The organism is Pseudoduganella sp. GW821-FHT11H04 (assembly GCF_058807935.1).
The window spans coordinates 604,707-622,490 of sequence record NZ_JBXARE010000002.1 but is presented as its reverse complement, the minus strand read 5'-3'; the positions used below and the strand labels follow the sequence as shown (position 1 = coordinate 622,490).

General features: G+C 59.6%; 15 protein-coding genes. 7 read left to right on the top strand and 8 right to left on the bottom strand.

What is annotated here, in order from left to right:
* Positions 1 to 610 precede the first annotated feature (610 nt).
* The 3 genes from AC1RTP_RS06625 to AC1RTP_RS06615 all read right to left on the bottom strand — a co-directional run bounded on the left by AC1RTP_RS06625 (position 611) and on the right by AC1RTP_RS06615 (position 2,232).
* The gene (locus AC1RTP_RS06625; RefSeq protein ID WP_498605767.1) at positions 611 to 1,459 is read right to left on the bottom strand and encodes a sensor histidine kinase; all 849 of its coding nucleotides are present in this window, start codon (positions 1,457 to 1,459) and stop codon (positions 611 to 613) included.
* Positions 1,447 to 1,725: a hypothetical protein gene (locus AC1RTP_RS06620; protein WP_498605766.1), complete on the bottom strand. Its 279-nt coding sequence runs from the start codon at positions 1,723 to 1,725 to the stop codon at positions 1,447 to 1,449. The genes AC1RTP_RS06625 and AC1RTP_RS06620 overlap by 13 nt, the downstream gene beginning before the upstream one ends.
* A 186-nt stretch (positions 1,726 to 1,911) precedes the next feature.
* The gene (locus AC1RTP_RS06615; protein WP_498605765.1) at positions 1,912 to 2,232 is read right to left on the bottom strand and encodes a hypothetical protein; all 321 of its coding nucleotides are present in this window, start codon (positions 2,230 to 2,232) and stop codon (positions 1,912 to 1,914) included.
* A gap of 501 nt (positions 2,233 to 2,733) precedes the next feature.
* Here AC1RTP_RS06615 and AC1RTP_RS06610 point away from each other — a divergent pair.
* The 3 genes from AC1RTP_RS06610 (at position 2,734) to AC1RTP_RS06600 (ending at position 7,451) form a co-directional block, all read left to right on the top strand.
* Complete coding sequence (locus tag AC1RTP_RS06610; protein WP_498605764.1) at positions 2,734 to 3,882, top strand: extracellular catalytic domain type 1 short-chain-length polyhydroxyalkanoate depolymerase; 1,149 nt, start codon at positions 2,734 to 2,736, stop codon at positions 3,880 to 3,882.
* 642 nt (positions 3,883 to 4,524) lie between these two features.
* Positions 4,525 to 6,429, top strand: a complete 1,905-nt coding sequence (locus AC1RTP_RS06605; RefSeq protein ID WP_498605763.1) for a hybrid sensor histidine kinase/response regulator — start codon at positions 4,525 to 4,527, stop codon at positions 6,427 to 6,429.
* Positions 6,430 to 6,908: 479 nt separating this feature from the next.
* Complete coding sequence (locus AC1RTP_RS06600) at positions 6,909 to 7,451, top strand: hypothetical protein (protein WP_498605762.1); 543 nt, start codon at positions 6,909 to 6,911, stop codon at positions 7,449 to 7,451.
* A gap of 378 nt (positions 7,452 to 7,829) precedes the next feature.
* On the opposite strand, the gene AC1RTP_RS06595 is transcribed toward AC1RTP_RS06600, so the two are convergent.
* The 5 genes from AC1RTP_RS06595 to guaB form a co-directional block, all read right to left on the bottom strand.
* On the bottom strand, positions 7,830 to 8,072 hold the full coding sequence (locus AC1RTP_RS06595; protein WP_498605761.1) for a hypothetical protein: 243 nt from the start codon (positions 8,070 to 8,072) through the stop codon (positions 7,830 to 7,832).
* A 49-nt stretch (positions 8,073 to 8,121) separates the two neighbouring features.
* Positions 8,122 to 8,739: an IncC plasmid conjugative DNA transfer DtrJ family protein gene (locus tag AC1RTP_RS06590; RefSeq protein WP_498605760.1), complete on the bottom strand. Its 618-nt coding sequence runs from the start codon at positions 8,737 to 8,739 to the stop codon at positions 8,122 to 8,124.
* Positions 8,736 to 9,065, bottom strand: a complete 330-nt coding sequence (locus AC1RTP_RS06585; protein WP_498605759.1) for a hypothetical protein — start codon at positions 9,063 to 9,065, stop codon at positions 8,736 to 8,738. The genes AC1RTP_RS06590 and AC1RTP_RS06585 overlap by 4 nt, the downstream gene beginning before the upstream one ends.
* Positions 9,066 to 9,148: 83 nt before the next feature.
* Positions 9,149 to 10,750, bottom strand: coding sequence for a glutamine-hydrolyzing GMP synthase (guaA, locus tag AC1RTP_RS06580; RefSeq protein ID WP_498605758.1), 1,602 nt, complete (start codon positions 10,748 to 10,750; stop codon positions 9,149 to 9,151).
* A gap of 53 nt (positions 10,751 to 10,803) precedes the next feature.
* Positions 10,804 to 12,264, bottom strand: a complete 1,461-nt coding sequence (guaB, locus tag AC1RTP_RS06575) for an IMP dehydrogenase (RefSeq protein ID WP_130312186.1) — start codon at positions 12,262 to 12,264, stop codon at positions 10,804 to 10,806.
* 135 nt (positions 12,265 to 12,399) lie between these two features.
* On the opposite strand from guaB, the gene AC1RTP_RS06570 reads away from it, so the two are divergent.
* From AC1RTP_RS06570 to AC1RTP_RS06555, 4 genes are read left to right on the top strand one after another with little or no spacing between them, the layout of a single operon-like run.
* Positions 12,400 to 12,810 carry a GntR family transcriptional regulator gene (locus tag AC1RTP_RS06570; protein ID WP_498605757.1) on the top strand — a complete coding sequence of 137 codons (411 nt, stop codon included), beginning with the start codon at positions 12,400 to 12,402 and terminating at the stop codon, positions 12,808 to 12,810.
* A gap of 2 nt (positions 12,811 to 12,812) precedes the next feature.
* Entirely contained in the window at positions 12,813 to 13,718 is a 906-nt protein-coding gene (locus AC1RTP_RS06565; RefSeq protein ID WP_498605756.1) for an ABC transporter ATP-binding protein, read from the top strand.
* Between the two features lie 10 nt (positions 13,719 to 13,728).
* Positions 13,729 to 15,543 carry a hypothetical protein gene (locus AC1RTP_RS06560; protein ID WP_498605755.1) on the top strand — a complete coding sequence of 605 codons (1,815 nt, stop codon included), beginning with the start codon at positions 13,729 to 13,731 and terminating at the stop codon, positions 15,541 to 15,543.
* Between the two features lie 21 nt (positions 15,544 to 15,564).
* Positions 15,565 to 17,631 (top strand): S9 family peptidase, encoded by a 2,067-nt coding sequence (locus tag AC1RTP_RS06555; RefSeq protein ID WP_498605754.1) that lies wholly within the window; start codon positions 15,565 to 15,567, stop codon positions 17,629 to 17,631.
* Positions 17,632 to 17,784: the final 153 nt, after the last annotated feature.

The window sequence follows — 17,784 nt, the reverse complement described above, 5'->3', positions numbered from 1 at the left end:
CGTTCGGGTCGTCTGACCAAGCAGTCGCCATCTCGCGGCATCAGTGCATCGTGCACAAGACCCGACGGGACGTCCAGTCATTGCGCTGGGGAGAACAGGAGGCCGCCAACCGCATCGCGTTAAGCGAATTCGACTGCAGTTTCACGAAGGGTCGTCAGCGCAAGCGTGTCACGTGTCCTGCTTTGCGACCGGCTGCTGCGACGACATGCCTTACGCCTGACGAAACGAGCAGCCCGCTTCTGAGGTGGGCCCGGATGCAATCAGGCTGACACGCAGTCTATTGACGGCCCTCCCGCGTGCCTGCAGCCCCGACGTCACATGTTGCCGCCTTGAGACGTCATTGATGGTGAACGCCATGCGCGTTGCTATGGCTCGCAATCCGACGTTCTCCGCGCCCCGTAGTTAATCACCCGCCCAACCACCTTGGGTGGTACGCCATAATTTCGCAAGAACTCCCCAGCGACCCGAAAGCCTTGGCTGAAATTGATTTCAAAGCCCTTTTTCACGGCCGCGGCGAGATGACAGTCAAACCGCCGCTCAACGTTCATGTGACCCGACCGATGAAGGACGCTTTGTTGATTAAGGCGGAAATCGCTATGCAGCTCGTGACTCATATTTCACCGTCTGATGTTTGACCTGATGTGAGCGGCAACGAGACGGTGGCAGTACATCCGGCGCCCGGTGACGCACTGTGGATGGTCACCGTGCCACCATGCAGCTGCACCAGCGAACGGACCAATGAAAGGCCAATGCCCGACCCTGCCCGTGAATGATTCTGCGGTGCGCCGTTCTGCGCAAACATGTCGAACATGAAGGGAATAAACGCCGGTTCGATGCCGGGTCCGCTATCCTGGATCGCAATACTGGCGCAGGCGCCACTACGCCTGACTACCACCGATATCAGTCCCTGCGAAGGTGTGAATTTGACGGCGTTCGATAATAGATTAAAGAATACTTGGACCAGCCGTTCATGGTCGCCGCGTATCAGTAAGGGTTCCTGCGATACCTGCGCGGTGAGTTCTTGCTGACGAGCCTCGGCCAGCGGTCGCACCATCTCCAAGGCAGTCACCATCGCGTCGGACACACGTACATCACGCATCTCAAGCGCCAGCTTTCCGTTTCTGATACGCGTGACGTCATCCAGTCCATTGACCATGTGTACCAGATAGTCAAGCTGCCGGGTCAGTGTACGGCGTAGCCTTGGTAAGCTGTCGTCGCTGACCACCAGCGCATCGAGCGCCGTGGCGACCAGCTTGATCGGGGCCAGCGGGGCACGCAGTTCATGGGCAAGCACCGCAAAGAAATGATCCTGATTCGTCAGGGCAACTTCTGCCTCTGCCTGCGAATCGCGCGCATGCAACGCGGCACACAAAAGGTGCATGTTTGCCTCGCGCAAACTCGAGATCAATGCGCGGTCGCTGGATAGCCCACTTCCGGACCCACCATCTAGCGTTTCCATGCAAGCCTCCGATCGGCACAGACCACGTCAGACGAGCGAGCTGGCGGCGGCAGCGCGAGTGTTACATCAAGGTATTCCTTGGCATACTGCATGCCGAGTAGTCGGGCCGCCTGCACTGACCAGGCAATCACGTCCACGCGGTAGAACTTGGGCAATGGCTCGCCAATGTGCTGAATCGTCAACCAGCAATGCCGCCTCGCGCTGGACTTGCCCCGCTTTGTCCGATCCACCACGCAACAAATCTCATGGCTTCGATAGAGTTCCATGGCTTCCCCCTGCAACGCACGAACACATTTGCCGCCAACTCGTTCAGACTACAGGAAAGCTAGCCACGCCGTGTAGGCGCACAGGCTCATTCAGAGTAGGAGCGACAGCCTTGTGGAGGCCGCACCTCCAAAGTCAACAAGCAACGTCGCTTCAGTGTTTCTGCGAACGTTCAGTAAGCCGTCACCTCACCCTAGCGTGTCATGCAGGGGCGACGATCCAGAAAGCGCCCGCCATGCAACGATGCGCTCTTGCGCCAGTGCATGCGCCTCAATGATTGCTGCGCGCGCATGAGGAAAGGTCGTGGTCGTGATGGCGTCGTCCAGGTGTTCTAACCGATCCGCGGGCGTGCTGATCCAGACCAATTGCGCTTGGAATCCGTCAGGTACTTCCTTGAGCGACACTTGGTAGACATAGCCATCGGACGTGCTTGTTTCATCTGTCGCCGCAAGTGATGGTTGGTCTTGCATCTGAACCCCAAGATTGAAGGTAACAGCCGATATCTTCATCGTAGCGCGTTTGCAGCGAGCGCATAGACAGGCGCCTCGATTTCATCCTGTCGGGTCATCCCCGGACCGGTCAAGTGGCACCACAAGTGAATGGCCTCCTACGATCCGACAACAGCGGCTGACAAACTATTTGGCCAGAATGTGAAATTCAGCACGGTACGCCTCACACATTTAGTGTAAGCTCAATGCAAAGATGACCGACTATTGTCTGGTTCAGAAGGAGTCTTACCTCCGCATCTCAAGCATTTGATAATCCCTTTGGGATTCTTTAATACGTTGCCCATCTACCGGGTTTGGCCCGCACTTGCGGGCCGCTTTCCCGGCTGAACGTGGGTTCGACCGTTTCGCAACGCGCGTGGCAGCCGCGGCTTCATGGGCCGACAAGCTTCAGTACATAGCATTTACGCCACTCATGTCCATTCCATCCTGCGCACGTCTGCCAACGCACCGATCCGCTTCACCAGCACCGCTACACTGGCGCCATCAGATGCGGAGGATGTCATGGCCAAACTTGCCCCAGGCGTAAAATTGCTGCGCAGCTTGGTCCGTGCCGGCAAGTCGCAACGCTCGATCCTTACCAAGCTCCTGGCCGCGGCAGCGCCCTCACCGTCGACATCTCGGCGTAAGCCGGCGCCCAAGCGGGTGGCCACACCCATTCCACCATTTGCAATTCGCAAGCCTACTCGCCCTGTTATTCAGCCGGCGCCCGGCAGGTGGTTGGCCGCGCAGTTTCCGCTTCCCGGTCAACTCGACACCGGCACCGGCCAACGAATGCAATACTGGCTATACCTACCGGGACGCGTCCCCGAAGCGGTTGCGCGTGATGGCTGGCCGCTGATCGTCATGCTGCATGGTTGCCATCAGAGCGCCACTCAGCTTGCCCAGGGCACGCGCATGAATCGACTCGCGGAAGACCAAGGTTACGTGCTGCTGTATCCACAACAGTTGGTCAGGGTACAGGCGCAGCGTTGCTGGCGTTGGTATGAACAATCCGTTCAACAGGGCGGTGGCGAAACTGCGATGCTGGCGGCATTGATCGGGACTATATGTAGACAGTATGCGATCGATCTCCACCGAGTCTATGCGTGTGGCATCTCCGCCGGCGCCGGCATGGCGGCGGTGCTCGCATTAAACCATCCGGAACTAATTGCCGCTGTCGCCCTTCACTCGGCACCTGTGTTCGGGGTTGGGCATAGTGCCGTAGCGGCGCTACGCGTGATGCGCCATGGCGCCGCCGGCCAGGCTGATGGAGCGATCCACGACTTGTTGCAGCGCCGCTCACACCAGCCTTTGCATTCGGCGACAGCAAAGAGGCATTTCATGCCAGCGCTCATGATTCAGGGCGAAGATGACAGAGTAGTGCACCCTGTGAATCAGCGACAATTGGTACGCCAGTGGTTGCTGGTCAACGGCTTGGCACCGGATGTCGAGGCCCGCGTGACGACCAAACCTGCCGATAGGAAGGGACTACGCAACGCGCTTGAAATCCACGACTATTTGGTCGGACGCAAGGTCCTCCTGCGCGCCGCTCGTATCGCGGACCTGGGCCACGCCTGGAGCGGCGGTGATCCAGCATTGCGGTTCAACGCACAACGAGGCCCCGATGCGAGCAGGATGGTGCTGGATTTCTTCGGAAGGCACCGCCGCTGAAACGCGCATCAGAAACCAGCTCGTGCGCACAAGGGCGACGCCATGGCGCGCAAGAACACAGATCACGAAGGACGATGATGTCTGACATATCAACGCTAACAGGCATGCAACGCACGGGAAGGGAGATCTCAGTCATCTTCAACAGGACCATGAGCGAAGATGAAAGATCCCGCATTGCCACACTCTTGCTCGCGCTCATGCGCTCCACCGCAACCGACCACCCATCGCGCCTGATGGTGCTTGGAGCCCTCGCCGCCGTCGGGCGGGAAATCCAAGACATCGCCTGAGCGACGCTTTTGATCGCGGTTATATCTTGGTGTTCCGCGCGCATTTCCTCGTCGCACCTGATTCGTTGCGCACCGGTCGTGTCCGCATCAACACTTCCCGCGCCCCCTTCGCTGCACAGGCATACACTGGTCGTCCACTGCCCTCCCCCACCAACAGGCGCTCACTGTCGATGGGCTACATGCTCGCAGATACGTCACTGGCCCAGCACGTACGGGGACGAGATGGTAGCCCGCACGATTGACTATCTGTTGCGCTGCATCTACGCCCGATCTATTCTGTTGATTTGAATCTTTCTGCGCCCTAACTCTAGCGTAATCACCAACCGGAACTCCGTCAATGAGAGGCGAACCTTGCATGAATGACTTGGCGAGCCACCGTGAAGCAGAACGCTTCATGCATTTTGTTTACAACGTCACGGACTACGCAGTCTACACATTGTCGCCCGAAGGACGCTTCATGCATTGGAATGCAGGCGCCGAGCGATGTCAGGGCTACGTTGAAGATGAACTTCTGGGAAAGCACTTCGCGCTGCTCTACCCAGAAAAAGAACGCGCCACCGGTCATCCTGACCAGATTTTGCAGATCGCGGCCCAGGGCCGTTTCGAGGAAGATGGCTGGCTTACCAGGAAAGATGGCTCCCGATTTTGGGCCAGCGTGGTACTCAATCCCATCTTGGGCACCGACGGCATGCTCCAAGGCTATGCCGGCATCATGCGCGACATCACTGAACAACGACGAAGCCAGGAAGCCGTGCACGCCACGGAGGAGCAATTTCGCTTACTGGTCCAGGGCGTAACGGACTATGCCATCTACTTTCTGTCACCAGAAGGTATTGTCACCAACTGGAATGCGGGCGCTGAGCGCATCAAGGGGTACCGAAGTGATGAAGTCGTCGGGACGCATTTCTCCCGCTTCTACACACCCGAGGATCGCTCCGCCGGATTGCCTGACTTTGCGCTGCGGACCGCAGCGACCAACGGCAGGTTCGAACGTGAGGGTTGGCGTGTGCGAAAAGACGGCACGCGGTTCTGGGCCCACGTCATCATCGACCCCGTGCGCAACCAGATGGGCGATCTAGTGGGATACGCGAAAGTAACCCGCGACGTCACCGAACGCAAGGCAGCCGAAGAAGCGTTGGGACAAGCCAAAGAAGCATTGTTCCAGTCACAGAAAATGGACGCCATCGGCAAGCTGACCGGCGGCATTTCACATGACTTCAATAACCTGCTCAACATCATCAGCAACGGCCTGCATGTCTTGAGAATGGAAAGTGACCGAAATGCGCGGTTCAAAACCATAGAAGCGATGGAACGGGCAACGAAGCGCGGGACGGCACTCACGCAGCAACTTCTAGCTTTTGCGAGACAGCAACCGATCAAACTCGCGCCCGTCAACATCAACAAGGTGCTGAGTGCGTTTGAGGCCGTTCTGCGTCGCGCCGTTCCAGCTTCGATCAAACTCAAGATTCAACTCGCTCCAGCCCTACCCGACACCATGGCCGATCTCCCGCAACTGGAAGCGGCAGTGTTGAATCTTGTTGTCAACGCCACCCATGCGATTGCAGAGACTGGGACCATCACCATCTCCACCGAATTAGCCGAAGCCACATTATCATCAGACTTCATGAAACCGAAAACGCAGGTCCAAGTGCGCGTTCACGACACCGGCACGGGAATGTCCGAAGAAACAAAATCCCGTGCCATCGAACCGTTCTTCACCACCAAGCCAGTCGGCAAAGGCTCAGGACTTGGATTGAGCCAGGTCTTCGGCATGACCAGTGATGCGGGCGGTAAGCTGGATATTGCGTCCAGCCTCGGCCACGGAACTTCCATTACACTCAGTTTCCCGGCGATCGATCAACCGCGTACTGCTGTAGGCAGCACGCATGCGATCGGTAAAGTATTGGTGGTCGATGATCAGTCGGATGTGCTTGACATCACCGCGCAACTGTTCAAGCTGCTCGGCTATGACGTCCTTTCAGCCAATAGTGGTGCCGATGCCCTCGACGCTTTGCGTAGACACCCGGACATCGATGTCCTTTTCAGTGACCTCGTCATGCCCAACATGACCGGACTCGAACTGGCGTATGCCACCCGCCAGGCGCACCCTGATACAGAGATTATCCTTGCCACTGGCCATCCTACCTCCATGATGCGCCAAGAATATCCTGGATTAGAACAGTTCCGCTTGCTCGCTAAACCCTATACGTTGGAGGACATCGCCCGGCTCCTGGACAAAGGCGTGCATTGCAACTCCTGAGATGCTGGCAAGATTTAGCACACCGACGTTGCTGGCACAGCGCTTTTCCGTCGACTTCTGACATTTTGTTCTCTGCCTTCGGTTCAGCGACAGCCATTCACACGGTCCAAAATCGCAACTTGATTATCCAGCAGATTTGCAAGACGAAAACCGCTGCAAGCAGACCTTCAAACGTGACTTGAAACGTGACCAAGAACCGTCATTCTCAACTTCTGCAAAATAAGAGTGACGGCACAATTTCGAGTTCCTAATCCAACCGATCCGTTTAGCCAAGAAATCTTGTGCACCGCGCTGGCATATTCAAACGGCGAAGGCGTCGTCATTTACAGAGACGTTTCCGGGCGAGCACCGGACAACTGGCTATTTTGCCAACGCCGGGGCCAGCAGCAGACGGTTCAGTGTAGGCGCCATCGCGTTTGCCCAAATCTTGTAACCGAGCTCGTTTGGGTGAATCAAGTCAGGCATGAAGGCGTTCGATATTGAACTCAATGGGGGCGCACGTCACCGCCATCGCTGGCGCTCGTCGCCATCTTTGCCGTCTGGCAGGCGCCGAGGTCGTGCTGGACCGACGTACGACCCCGCTGCGCGCACTGCCACGCCATTTCGCCGCGACGTTGAACTTTGCCAATTGGGAAGACGAAGCTGCGCTGGTCAGTTTGCTGGCCGACAACGCGGCCGGCCACGCCTGCACCGTGCATCCGCTCCTGGGCCAACTGGACAGCCATGGTTTGGCAGGTGGATTAGCCGGCGCTTGGCTCGAAAAGAGACGAATGGCGGCACGTGTACCTAGCGGTGCGCGCTATTGCGCTGCACCGTTGCGGATGTGGCGGAAAGCCTCGCTCCCAGTGGCAACACCGCTCTGCAGCGCCGGCGCAGGGTATCGCTGCTGGACGCAAATGTTGGCGCCCACCTCCGTCACTTGCGTGAAGCTCGACTCGGCCAGTGGCAGGGTTCGCTTGATGTACCACTTGGCTCGATCGTACTGTGTGCCGGCTTGGCCACCGAGCGGGATGAGCTGGTAGGCGAACTGCTGGCCAGAGCCTTACGCACTGAAGGTGTCGATGCACGCAGCATCGCTTTACCCTTGCCCTACACTGAACACGATGGCGACAAGGCGAATTTGGTATCGACGGTTTTCCTCTCATACCCGCTGGCAGACCACGTGGCAAAATGGCAGCAGAGCTGCGATGTCCTCCGCGCCCTGCTTCCGCGCGCCAGGCTGGTCGCTGTGAAGCTACCGGGCGACGAACCACTGCCGCCAGCCGCGTCATCGCATTCGATCCCTGAAATTGTCTTCCACTCCTTCGAGGAGTGCCAGGCATTCGTCACCCCAACGAAAAGGTCTCACAACCGATAGAAGCGAGGGGGTAAGCCAACGACAAGAAGAAATAGACACGCTACTACCGCTTCGACCAGCGGTGTACATGCCGCCAGCGCTTAACTAGTTCCGTAGCATCTCCATAGTCCAGTCGACTGAGGGCCTGAGCAACGGCAAATCCCATTTCACGCAGCCAACCGATATCACTGGCCCCGAGAGCAACATATAGACGCTCGCCCGTGGACAGTCCTGCCGTTCGGAAATAATCTCCATCCAAGACATCAGAGATCACTTCATCCAAATAGTCCAGCTGTTCGCGCTGCATTTTCTTTCCTTTCCGAGCTTGCTCCCCCCATACCCCGTCCGCAGAGCACTTACAGCCGTTTTTGGTAGTTGGCCAGGCCGATGTTGGCGAGCGCACCGCAACAGAACAACAAGATTGGCATCAGCGTGGCGGGCAGTTGGATCGGCAGGACACAGCCGATCAAGAGAAAGCAGCAGGCCACAATCGCCCCGGACACGCACACGGCGAACACTTCAGGGTTATGGCCGGAGAAGTCCTTTCCTTTAACGGATCTCCGCACAACCCCGTCCACTACAGATGCGACTAGAAAAGGAAGCAGTCCTGGAAGCAGATACAGCACCACGGCGGCGCGGTAGGTAGCCAGAACGAGCAAAGCATTCAAGGACCGGAAGTACTCGTTATTCAGAAGACGGTTCCCAACGGCTGCCACTTCCGGAAGTACCTTGGCGCCCTTTCCTGCCGGGCCTTGCTCGATCGGAATCAAAGGAGGACTCGACGTGGAGTCCGGTTGCAGGTCGAGCATCTTGGCCAACATCGCCATGGCGTGCTCTTGGCCCCAGAATTCGGACAGCAAAGCATGCTCAATGCGCACATGAGAAATGAACACGCCGGCTGGTTTCGCTGCGGGCAAGTAAAGTACAAGCATGAGCAGCGAAACCAAGGAGCAAATGGTGACGAGCCGGATCATGCCGATTCTCCCGTGTCGTCCTGCGTCTCCCCACCTGCGTCCAGACCGGGATCGAGCAATGTGAAGCGCCCTTTGCACAACCGGCCACCTGACACGGAGGCAAAGAACTGCAGGTTAGGCAGTTTCCCCAGCAGCGAAGTTGGGATCAATTCACTCATCTCTTCCGTAATCTGGGCGGATTCGACCATCGTAAAGTCACCGAGATGGCCATCCGAGGCCGTGTTACGGCCAACCTTCATGTTGTGGATCACCGCTCGCGCAATACCATCGCCAATGCCAGCAATCCGGCGCGCTTGCCCATGCCAATCGTTGCCAGATTTCGCCACCAGAAAAAGAAAAAGCCCCTGAAAAATCAGGGGCTTAGTCTTGGTTTAGTGCCGAGTGCTGCGGGGTGCAGCCAGACCGGGAATCACTCCCACTCGATCGTTGCAGGCGGTTTGCCGCTGATGTCGTAGACGACGCGGTTCAAGCCACGCACCTCGTTGATGATGCGGTTGGAGACCTTGCCCAGCAGCGAGTGCGGCAGGTGCGCCCAGTGCGCGGTCATGAAGTCCTGGGTCTGCACGGCGCGCAGCGCTACGACGTAATCGTAGGTGCGGCCATCGCCCATCACGCCCACCGATTTCACCGGCAGGAAGACAGCGAATGCTTGCGAGGTTGCGTCGTACCAGTTGGCTGGTGCGTCTTCGCCCGGCATGGCGGCGCCTTCGTAAGGGGTATTGCGCAGTTCTTCGATGAAAATCGCGTCGGCGCGGCGCAGCAGGTCGGCGTATTCCTTCTTCACTTCACCCAGGATACGCACACCCAGGCCTGGGCCCGGGAATGGATGGCGGTAGACCATCTCGTGCGGCAAGCCCAGGGCTACGCCCAGCTTGCGCACTTCGTCCTTGAACAGTTCGCGCAGCGGCTCGAGCAGCTGCAGCTTCATGGTCTCTGGCAGGCCGCCCACGTTGTGGTGCGACTTGATGGTCTGGCCTTTCTTGCCCTTGCCTGCGGATTCGATCACGTCAGGGTAGATGGTGCCTTGCGCCAGCCACTTGGCGTTGACCAGCTTGCCCGATTCAGCCTGGAACACTTCCACGAATTCGCGGCCGATGATCTTGCGCTTTTGCTCTGGATCGGTCACGCCGGCCAGGTGGCCCATGAACTGTTCGGTCGCATCGACCTGGATCACTTTCACGCCCAGGTTCTTGGCGAACATGTCCATCACCATCTTGCCTTCGTTCAGGCGCAGCAGGCCGTGGTCAACGAAGACGCAGGTCAGCTGGTCGCCGATGGCGCGGTGGATCAGCGCCGCAGCCACGGAAGAATCAACGCCGCCGGACAGGCCCAGGATCACTTCATCGGTGCCGACTTGGGCGCGGATTTTCTCCACTGCTTCGGAGATGTAGTCCGGCATATTCCAGTCAGCCTTGCAGCCGCAGATTTCGTGCACGAAGCGGCCCAGCATGGCCTTGCCCTGCACGGTATGGGTGACTTCCGGGTGCCATTGCACGGCGTAGAACTTGCGGTCTTCGTCGGCCATGCCAGCGATTGGGCAGGAATCGGTGGAAGCCATCAACTTGAAGCCGGCCGGCATTTCCAGGACCTTGTCGCCGTGGCTCATCCAGACTTTCAGCATGCCGTGGCCTTCGTCGGTGACGAAGTCGTTGATGCCGTTCAGCAGCGCGGTGTGGTTGCGGGCGCGGACTTCAGCGTAGCCGAATTCGCGCACCAAGCCGTTTTCCACTTTACCGCCCAGCTGGGCAGCCATGGTCTGCATGCCGTAGCAGATGCCCAGCACTGGCACGCCGATTTCAAACACGGCTTGCGGTGCGCGCGGGGAATCGCCTTCCAGCGTGGAGTTGTGGGAGCCGGACAGGATGACGCCGGATGCGCCGTAATTACGAATGAATTCTTCGCTGACGTCGTACGGGTACACCTCGGAAAAGACACCCGCGTCGCGCACGCGGCGTGCGATCAGCTGGGTTACCTGGGAACCGAAATCAAGGATGAGGATTTTTGAGTGCATAGCGGGGGCAAAAAAAAATAGCGGCGACGCTTGGTCGCCGCTTTGCGGATGTCTTATTCGGAGCGGTAGTTCGGCGCTTCTTTGGTGATCTGGACGTCGTGCACATGCGATTCGCGCATGCCGGCCGACGTGATCTCAACGAATTCTGCTTTTTCTTTCAGTTCGTCGATGGTGGCGCAGCCGCAGTAACCCATGGACTGGCGCACGCCGCCGACCAGCTGGAACAGGATCGCCAGGACGGAGCCTTTGTAGGCCACGCGGCCTTCAATGCCTTCCGGTACGAACTTGTCCTGCTTGGCGCTCGCGTCCTGGAAATAGCGGTCAGCCGAACCATCGGCCATCGCGCCCAGGGAGCCCATGCCGCGGTAGGACTTGTACGAACGGCCCTGGTACAGGATCACTTCGCCCGGCGCTTCTTCGGTACCGGCGAACATGGAACCCATCATCACGGTGGATGCACCGGCTGCCAGTGCTTTCGAAATGTCGCCGGAGAAGCGGATGCCGCCGTCAGCGATACATGGAACGCCGGTGCCTTTCAGCGCTTCGGCCACGTTGGAGATCGCGGTGATCTGCGGAACGCCTACGCCTGCAACGATACGGGTGGTGCAGATGGAGCCTGGGCCGATGCCGACCTTGACCGCGTCCGCGCCGTATTCGACCAGTGCCTTGGCAGCAGCCGCGGTGGCGATATTGCCGCCGATGACGTCAACGTGCGGGTACTTGGTCTTGATGTATTTCACGCGATCCAGGATGCCCTGGGAGTGGCCGTGTGCGGTGTCAACCACCAGCACGTCCACGCCTGCCGCTACCAGCAGGTCGATGCGCTCTTCGTCTTTCGCGCCGACGCCGACTGCCGCGCCAACCAGCAGCTTGCCGTGCTGGTCTTTCGATGCGTTCGGGTGTTCGGTGGATTTCTGGATGTCCTTGACGGTGATCAGGCCGCGTAATTCAAACGCCTCGTTCACCACCAGCACGCGCTCCAGGCGGTGCTTGTTCATCAGGCGCTTGGCTTCTTCGGTGTTGGCCTCTTCGTTGACGGTGACCAGCTTTTCGCGTGGGGTCATCTTGGCGCGCACTTCCGCGTCCAGCTCTTTTTCGAAGCGCAGGTCACGGTTGGTGATGATGCCGACGACTTCTTTGCCCTGCACTACAGGGAAGCCGGAAATACCATATTGCTCGGTCAGTTTGATCACGTCGCGGATCTTCATGTCCGGCGGGATGGTGATCGGGTCGCGCAGCACGCCTGCTTCGAAACGCTTAACCTTCGACACTTCACGTGCCTGGTCTTTCGGCTTCAAGTTCTTGTGAATGATGCCGATACCGCCTTCTTGCGCCATTGCGATTGCCAGACGGCTTTCGGTGACGGTATCCATTGCTGCGGACAGCAGAGGGATATTCAGGCTGATGTTACGGGTCAGGCGAGTCTTGAGGGACGTATCCGCAGGCAGGATGTTGGAATACGCGGGGACGAGGAGCACGTCATCGAAGGTGAGTGCTTTTTGGAGCAGACGCATAGTATTTCCTATAGGCGCAAAAGTAGATTATACAGAAAACGCGCGTTTTCGTCATGGCAATCTTCACGTGGTAGTTGACGCCAGCCCCGGTTTGGGCTTACTGTACTATCCGTACTAGTACAGTGGAGATTAAAGATGAGCCGCCGCACCCCTCTCATGTTGCAAATAGCGCCAGGTGACGCACGCCCTATCACCCGCCAGATCGTAGACGGCGTGCGGCGCCTGATCGCCAGCGGTGAACTGCCGGTGGGCGCGGCCTTGCCGAGCGTGCGCGGGCTGGCGCAGCAGCTGACCATCAATCCGAATACTGTCGCCAAAGCCTATAACGAGCTGGCCGCTGAAGGCTGGCTCGATGCACGCGCTGGCCTGGGCTTGTTCGTAGCGCCTCCACGCCAGGTGCTGGCGCCTGAAGAGCGCGAACGCAGGCTGGATGAAGCGGTACAGCGCTTCGTTGGCGATGTTATTGCGCTGGATGTACCGAAGGAACAGGTGCTGCAGCGCATCGACGAAGAACTCTCCTTTCTGACGCCTAAAAAGACTGCCTAGACATGGATTACGCAATTCAGACTGAAGCGCTAAGCCTGGCCTACAAGGGCAAGCTGGCGCTGGACGAAATGACGCTGGCTTTGCCGCGCGGCGGCATCCACGCCATTGTTGGCGCGAACGGCGCAGGCAAGTCCTCGCTGTTCCGCGTGCTACTTGGTTTTGAGTCGCCGACAGCGGGCCGCTCCGCAGTACTGGGCTCCGATAGCGGCGAGCTGACTCCGGAACTGCGCGGCCGCATTGGCTTCGTCAACGAGGAGCATACGCTGCCCGGTTGGCTGCGCGTGTCCGATGCGGTGGCCATGCAGCGCAAGCTCTATCCGCGCTGGCACCAGGCGCGCTACGAGGAAGTCGCCGGCAACTTCAATGTTCAACCGGAGCAGTACATTTCGCAGCTGTCGCGCGGCGAGCGGGCGGGCGTCAGCCTGGCGCTGGCGCTGGCGCAAAGCCCGGATTTGCTGATCCTCGACGAGCCGACGCTCGGCCTCGACGTGGTGGCCAAGCGCGCTTTCCTTGAATCGCTGATGTTCACGGCCCTGGATAACGATGCGACCGTGGTTTACTGCTCGCACCAGATGGAGGAAATCGAACGCGTCGCCGACAATCTCGTGATCATCGAGCGCGGCCGCCTGCGCCATATGTCGGCGCCGGACGAGTTCTGCGAGCGTGTGCGCCTGTGGGTGGTCGAATTCCCGTTCAAAGCGCCCGACCTGCGCACTTTGCCCGGACTCCTCGAAGTCCAGCATATCGACGGCCTCACCCACCTGACCGTCTTCGACCAGCCGGAAGAATTCGGTGCACGCCTGAAGCTGATGGGCGCACGCTCCGTGCAATCGATGCCGGCCACGCTGGAGCGCGCCGTCAACGGCTTCCTGAGCCGCGGCCACGCATCCGCCAAACGCGCTGCCTGAGGAGATCAACATGCGCGAACTTTATTTTTCCGAACTGCGCCGCTTCCGCAAGGCGGCCATGCTGGCGGCTTCGCTTCACCTGCTTTGCCTGTTTGTCCTACTTCGTTTCTTCGACTTCATGCATTTGAGCGCGAAAGGCCAGCTTCCGCTGCTGTTCCTCCACGCTGCGCTGGCGTTTGGGTTTGGGCTTTACCAGCTTGGCACCTATCGCCAGCCCAATCGCTGGATCTGGCTCATGCATCGCCCGCTGCCTGCGCGTACGATCGCTGCGGCCCTTTGCGGCGCCTCGGCAACGCTGATCTTCGTTGTGATTGGGTTGCCGGGACTTCTGGCGCTGGCGGGCAATCAGCTCCTGACTACGCGCATTGTCGACGCCCACCATTATGCGGTCGCCTTGCATGGCACGCTGTTCGCCATTGCGGCTTGGCTATGCGCTGCTTACGTCATGCTAAACCGCAGCAAACTTGGGGCGACGGTGGTCATGCTGCCATTCACGTTGATGTTCACCATTGCGTCTGTCTACCAGGTGTTCTTGCTCGACCTGCTTTGCATCGCACTGCTGGCGGCGATGGTCGGCACGGTGATGCGGCCTAACCGGCATGCTCCGCCACGGGGCGCCGGCGCTGTACTGGCAACCGCCCTGCCCCTGGTGCTATCCAGCTATTTTCTGCTGACGGCCGGTGGTGGCCTGATATATCAATGCGCTGCAATCCTCCACGGTTCGCATCCGCTGAATATGGAGGTTCCGCTGCCGGGCGGCTTCACGGCGGCGGAACGCATCAAGCCGGAAGAAAGCATGCTGCTTGGACTCGCGGCATCGCAAGACCCACGTGCGGCAAGCTGGCGCGGTCAGGTAGCGGGCAACACGAGCGAAAGCGCGATCTTCGTGGACAGCTTTCCGGTCCGGAACCAGCTTGGCTTGCAGTGGAGCGATGAGTTCCGCGATGACGAGAATAAGCTCCAATGGACTTATAGCCAGGATAGATCTGCCTTCATCGGGCGCGACCCGTTCTCGGGAGCTCGCAAGGCAAGCATGGCTGTTTCGGAACTGCCGCTCGTGCTGCCATCGATCCTCGGGGGCGTACCGACCGCCGATTATGCGCTGTTCAAGCACAGTATCGCTACATATGATGCAGCCACCCGCACCTGGCGCGAGATGCTCCACGTGCGCAATGACGAAGTGATCCTCAACTGGCCTGATCCAATGCGCCAGCGCCAATATGTCGTCACCACCAAGCGCCTCGTGATCATGGATGGCACCGCGCAGATGCGGGAAGTCGCCGCAATTCCATTGCCTGGCCCAGCCGACGAATTGGCTCGGGTGGTCATGACTCCGGGAAAGGATGGCGTCCTGATTGGCTTCTTGTTCGGAAAACGCATGATTGACGGAGCGGCCGCCGGGGATCAAGTGGTCCTCCACCTTGATCCGCAGGGCCGCGCCGTGGAAATTGCGCGTCGTCCGCTAATCCACGAATACCCGGTGCTGTTTGAGCATAAAGACTGGTGGATCTCGCCTGCCATGTACCTGGTCGACGGTTGGCCATCGCGGGTTCTGACCACACCGGCCATCTTTGCGCCCATGCCACTGGACCTGCCACGGCCGGTCGCAGCGTGGATTGCCGCGATTGCGGCAGCCCTCTTCTCAGGCGCCGCAGGATGGTGGCGCCTGAAGCGGACAGCAGCCAGCCCCCGTCGCCGTGCGGGTTGGATGGCGGCTTGCCTGCTATTAGGACCGCCAGCTCTCGTAACACTCGCCGCAATGGAACAACGGCGCGAACGCCTGCCTTCAAAGGTTTCACAAAACGCCGTCCCCAGCGAGGCATAGTTAGCTAAACAGGAGACTCCCATGATTTTCTCGGCCCTGAACGGGCGGGCGGCCCTCGCTCGCCCTGCAATTTGCACGATCCTGCTCGCGATTATCGCTCCCGGTTTCGCGGCCACCAAGGCAGCGGAGGCGCCAACCCTCGATTTACGCAGCATCGCGGCCGCGAACGCGGCGCTCGCGCCGTCGCCACGCCTCGCGCTGGACGCCTTCCTCGCCCGCTCGCCGATGCGCGAGGTCCACCTTTCGCCGGATGGCCGCAGCGTAGCGTTCGTCATGCAAGCGGGAAGCAGCGCCGGCCTGCACCTGTACGACGTGGCCAGCGGAACGACGCGCGTCCTGGCAAAGGATGCACCACGTGGCTCGCTTGCCTGGTCCACTGATAGCAGTACGCTGTTCGTCGATGACGCCGTAGGCATCAGCGCAATCAACGCCAAGGACGGCGCAATCACCAAAGCCGTAACTTACGACGCCGGACTCGAAAACAAGGTGCTTGGTGTGGACCTGCGCCGCCCGCACAACTTGCTGGCCGGTGAATACGATCGCAAGGCGGGCAATTACAAGCTTTACAGTAATGCCGCCGACGGTGTGCGCGAGCTCCTCTACCAGGGTGCACCGCTGCGCGACGCGCTGCTGGACGTCAAGGGCCAGCCGCTCTTCACGAAAACGCTCGCCGCAGACTACGCGCAAATCATTTCCAGGCGCGATGGCAGCGGCTGGAAGGAAGTCCTGCGCTGCAAACCCGTCCACCCATGCACGATGGTGGAAGCCTCGGCCGACGGCAAACGCCTGAAGATGATGATGGGCTACCAGTCCGACCGCACCGCCTTGATCGAGGTCGATGCAAAAACCGGCGCACAACGTCTGCTCCACACCGACCCGCAGGGCATGACTGATATGCGCAATTTCGCAGCAGACCCGCAGAGCGGCGAAGTCCTTGCCGCCACTTACGACCTGCCGCAGCGGCGCAGCTACGCGGTCGCCGCGAGCGCTGGCAATGCGCTGGCCGACATCTCCTCCCGCTTCGCAGGCAGTAGCACCAGCCTCACCGCATCGGCCGGCGGCAAGCGCTGGATGATCACCGAAACAGGCGCGGACCTGCAGCAGCCGCGCTACTGGCTGTATGACGCCGCCACAAGGCAGAGCAGCGAAATCCTGCACGCCGAACGCGCCCAGGGTAAGCCGCTGGCGCAGGAAGCTCTGGCGCACAAGTACGCCATCAGCTACCGCGCTTCCGATGGCAAGCCCGTCCACGGCTACCTTACGCTGCCGCGCGGAGCCGATGCAGCCAAGATCCCGCTGGTGACCATGGTCCACGGCGGTCCCTGGTCGCGCTTTGATGGCGACTACCACTGGCTGGTGCAATGGCTGGCGAACCGTGGCGTCGCGGTGTTCCAGCCAAACTTCCGCGCTTCAACCGGCTACGGCGAACAGTATATGCGGGCGCCGGGGATGGACTTCGGCAACGGCCGCGTGCAGGCTGATGTCATCGAAGGCGTGCAATGGCTGCTGGCAAACGGCATTGGCGACAAGTCGCGCATGGCCATCCTGGGCGATTCCTTCGGCGGCTACACAACCCTGATGGCGCTGACCCACACGCCGGAGATGTTCCGGTTCGGCTTCGCTGCAGTGCCGCCGCCGGACTTCGCCCGCGTGATCGAACTGGCATCCAGCGAAAACCTCGCCGGCACCGAGGAGCTGCCAACGACCATGCGTTTCAAGGAGGTGGGCATCGATCAGTCGAACGTGGCGGCGATGGCGGCTATGCGTAAGGACTCGCCAATGTCGGGAGCAGCCCGCGTTGTACGCCCGCTTGTCATCCTGGCTGGCGGCAAGGATGACAAGGTCGATATCGCGAGCGTGACCGAATACGTGTCGAAACTGCAAGCGGACGGCAAACCGGTCACCCTGTTGGTCGACCCAAGCGAAGGCCATAATCCGCGCAAGCCGATCATCCGCCTGGCTTACGTCAATCTGCTCGAACGCATGCTGCATGACTACCTTGGCGCCGCCGAGGGCGAGGCCTGCGCACCGGACTTGTGTCGTTACATGGAACAGAACATCAAGGTCAATCGCGCATTCCGGGAGTAAGAGGGATAGATAGCGCTATCTTCTGACGAGGCAGAATTACAACATTCTGCCTCGCTTCCCACTGGGGCGAGCACTCCTCGCCCTCGCTTAGCTTCAAATTCTTCTTTACAAATTCTCTGGCCGCGCTAAACTTCGATTCAAATGATAGCGCTA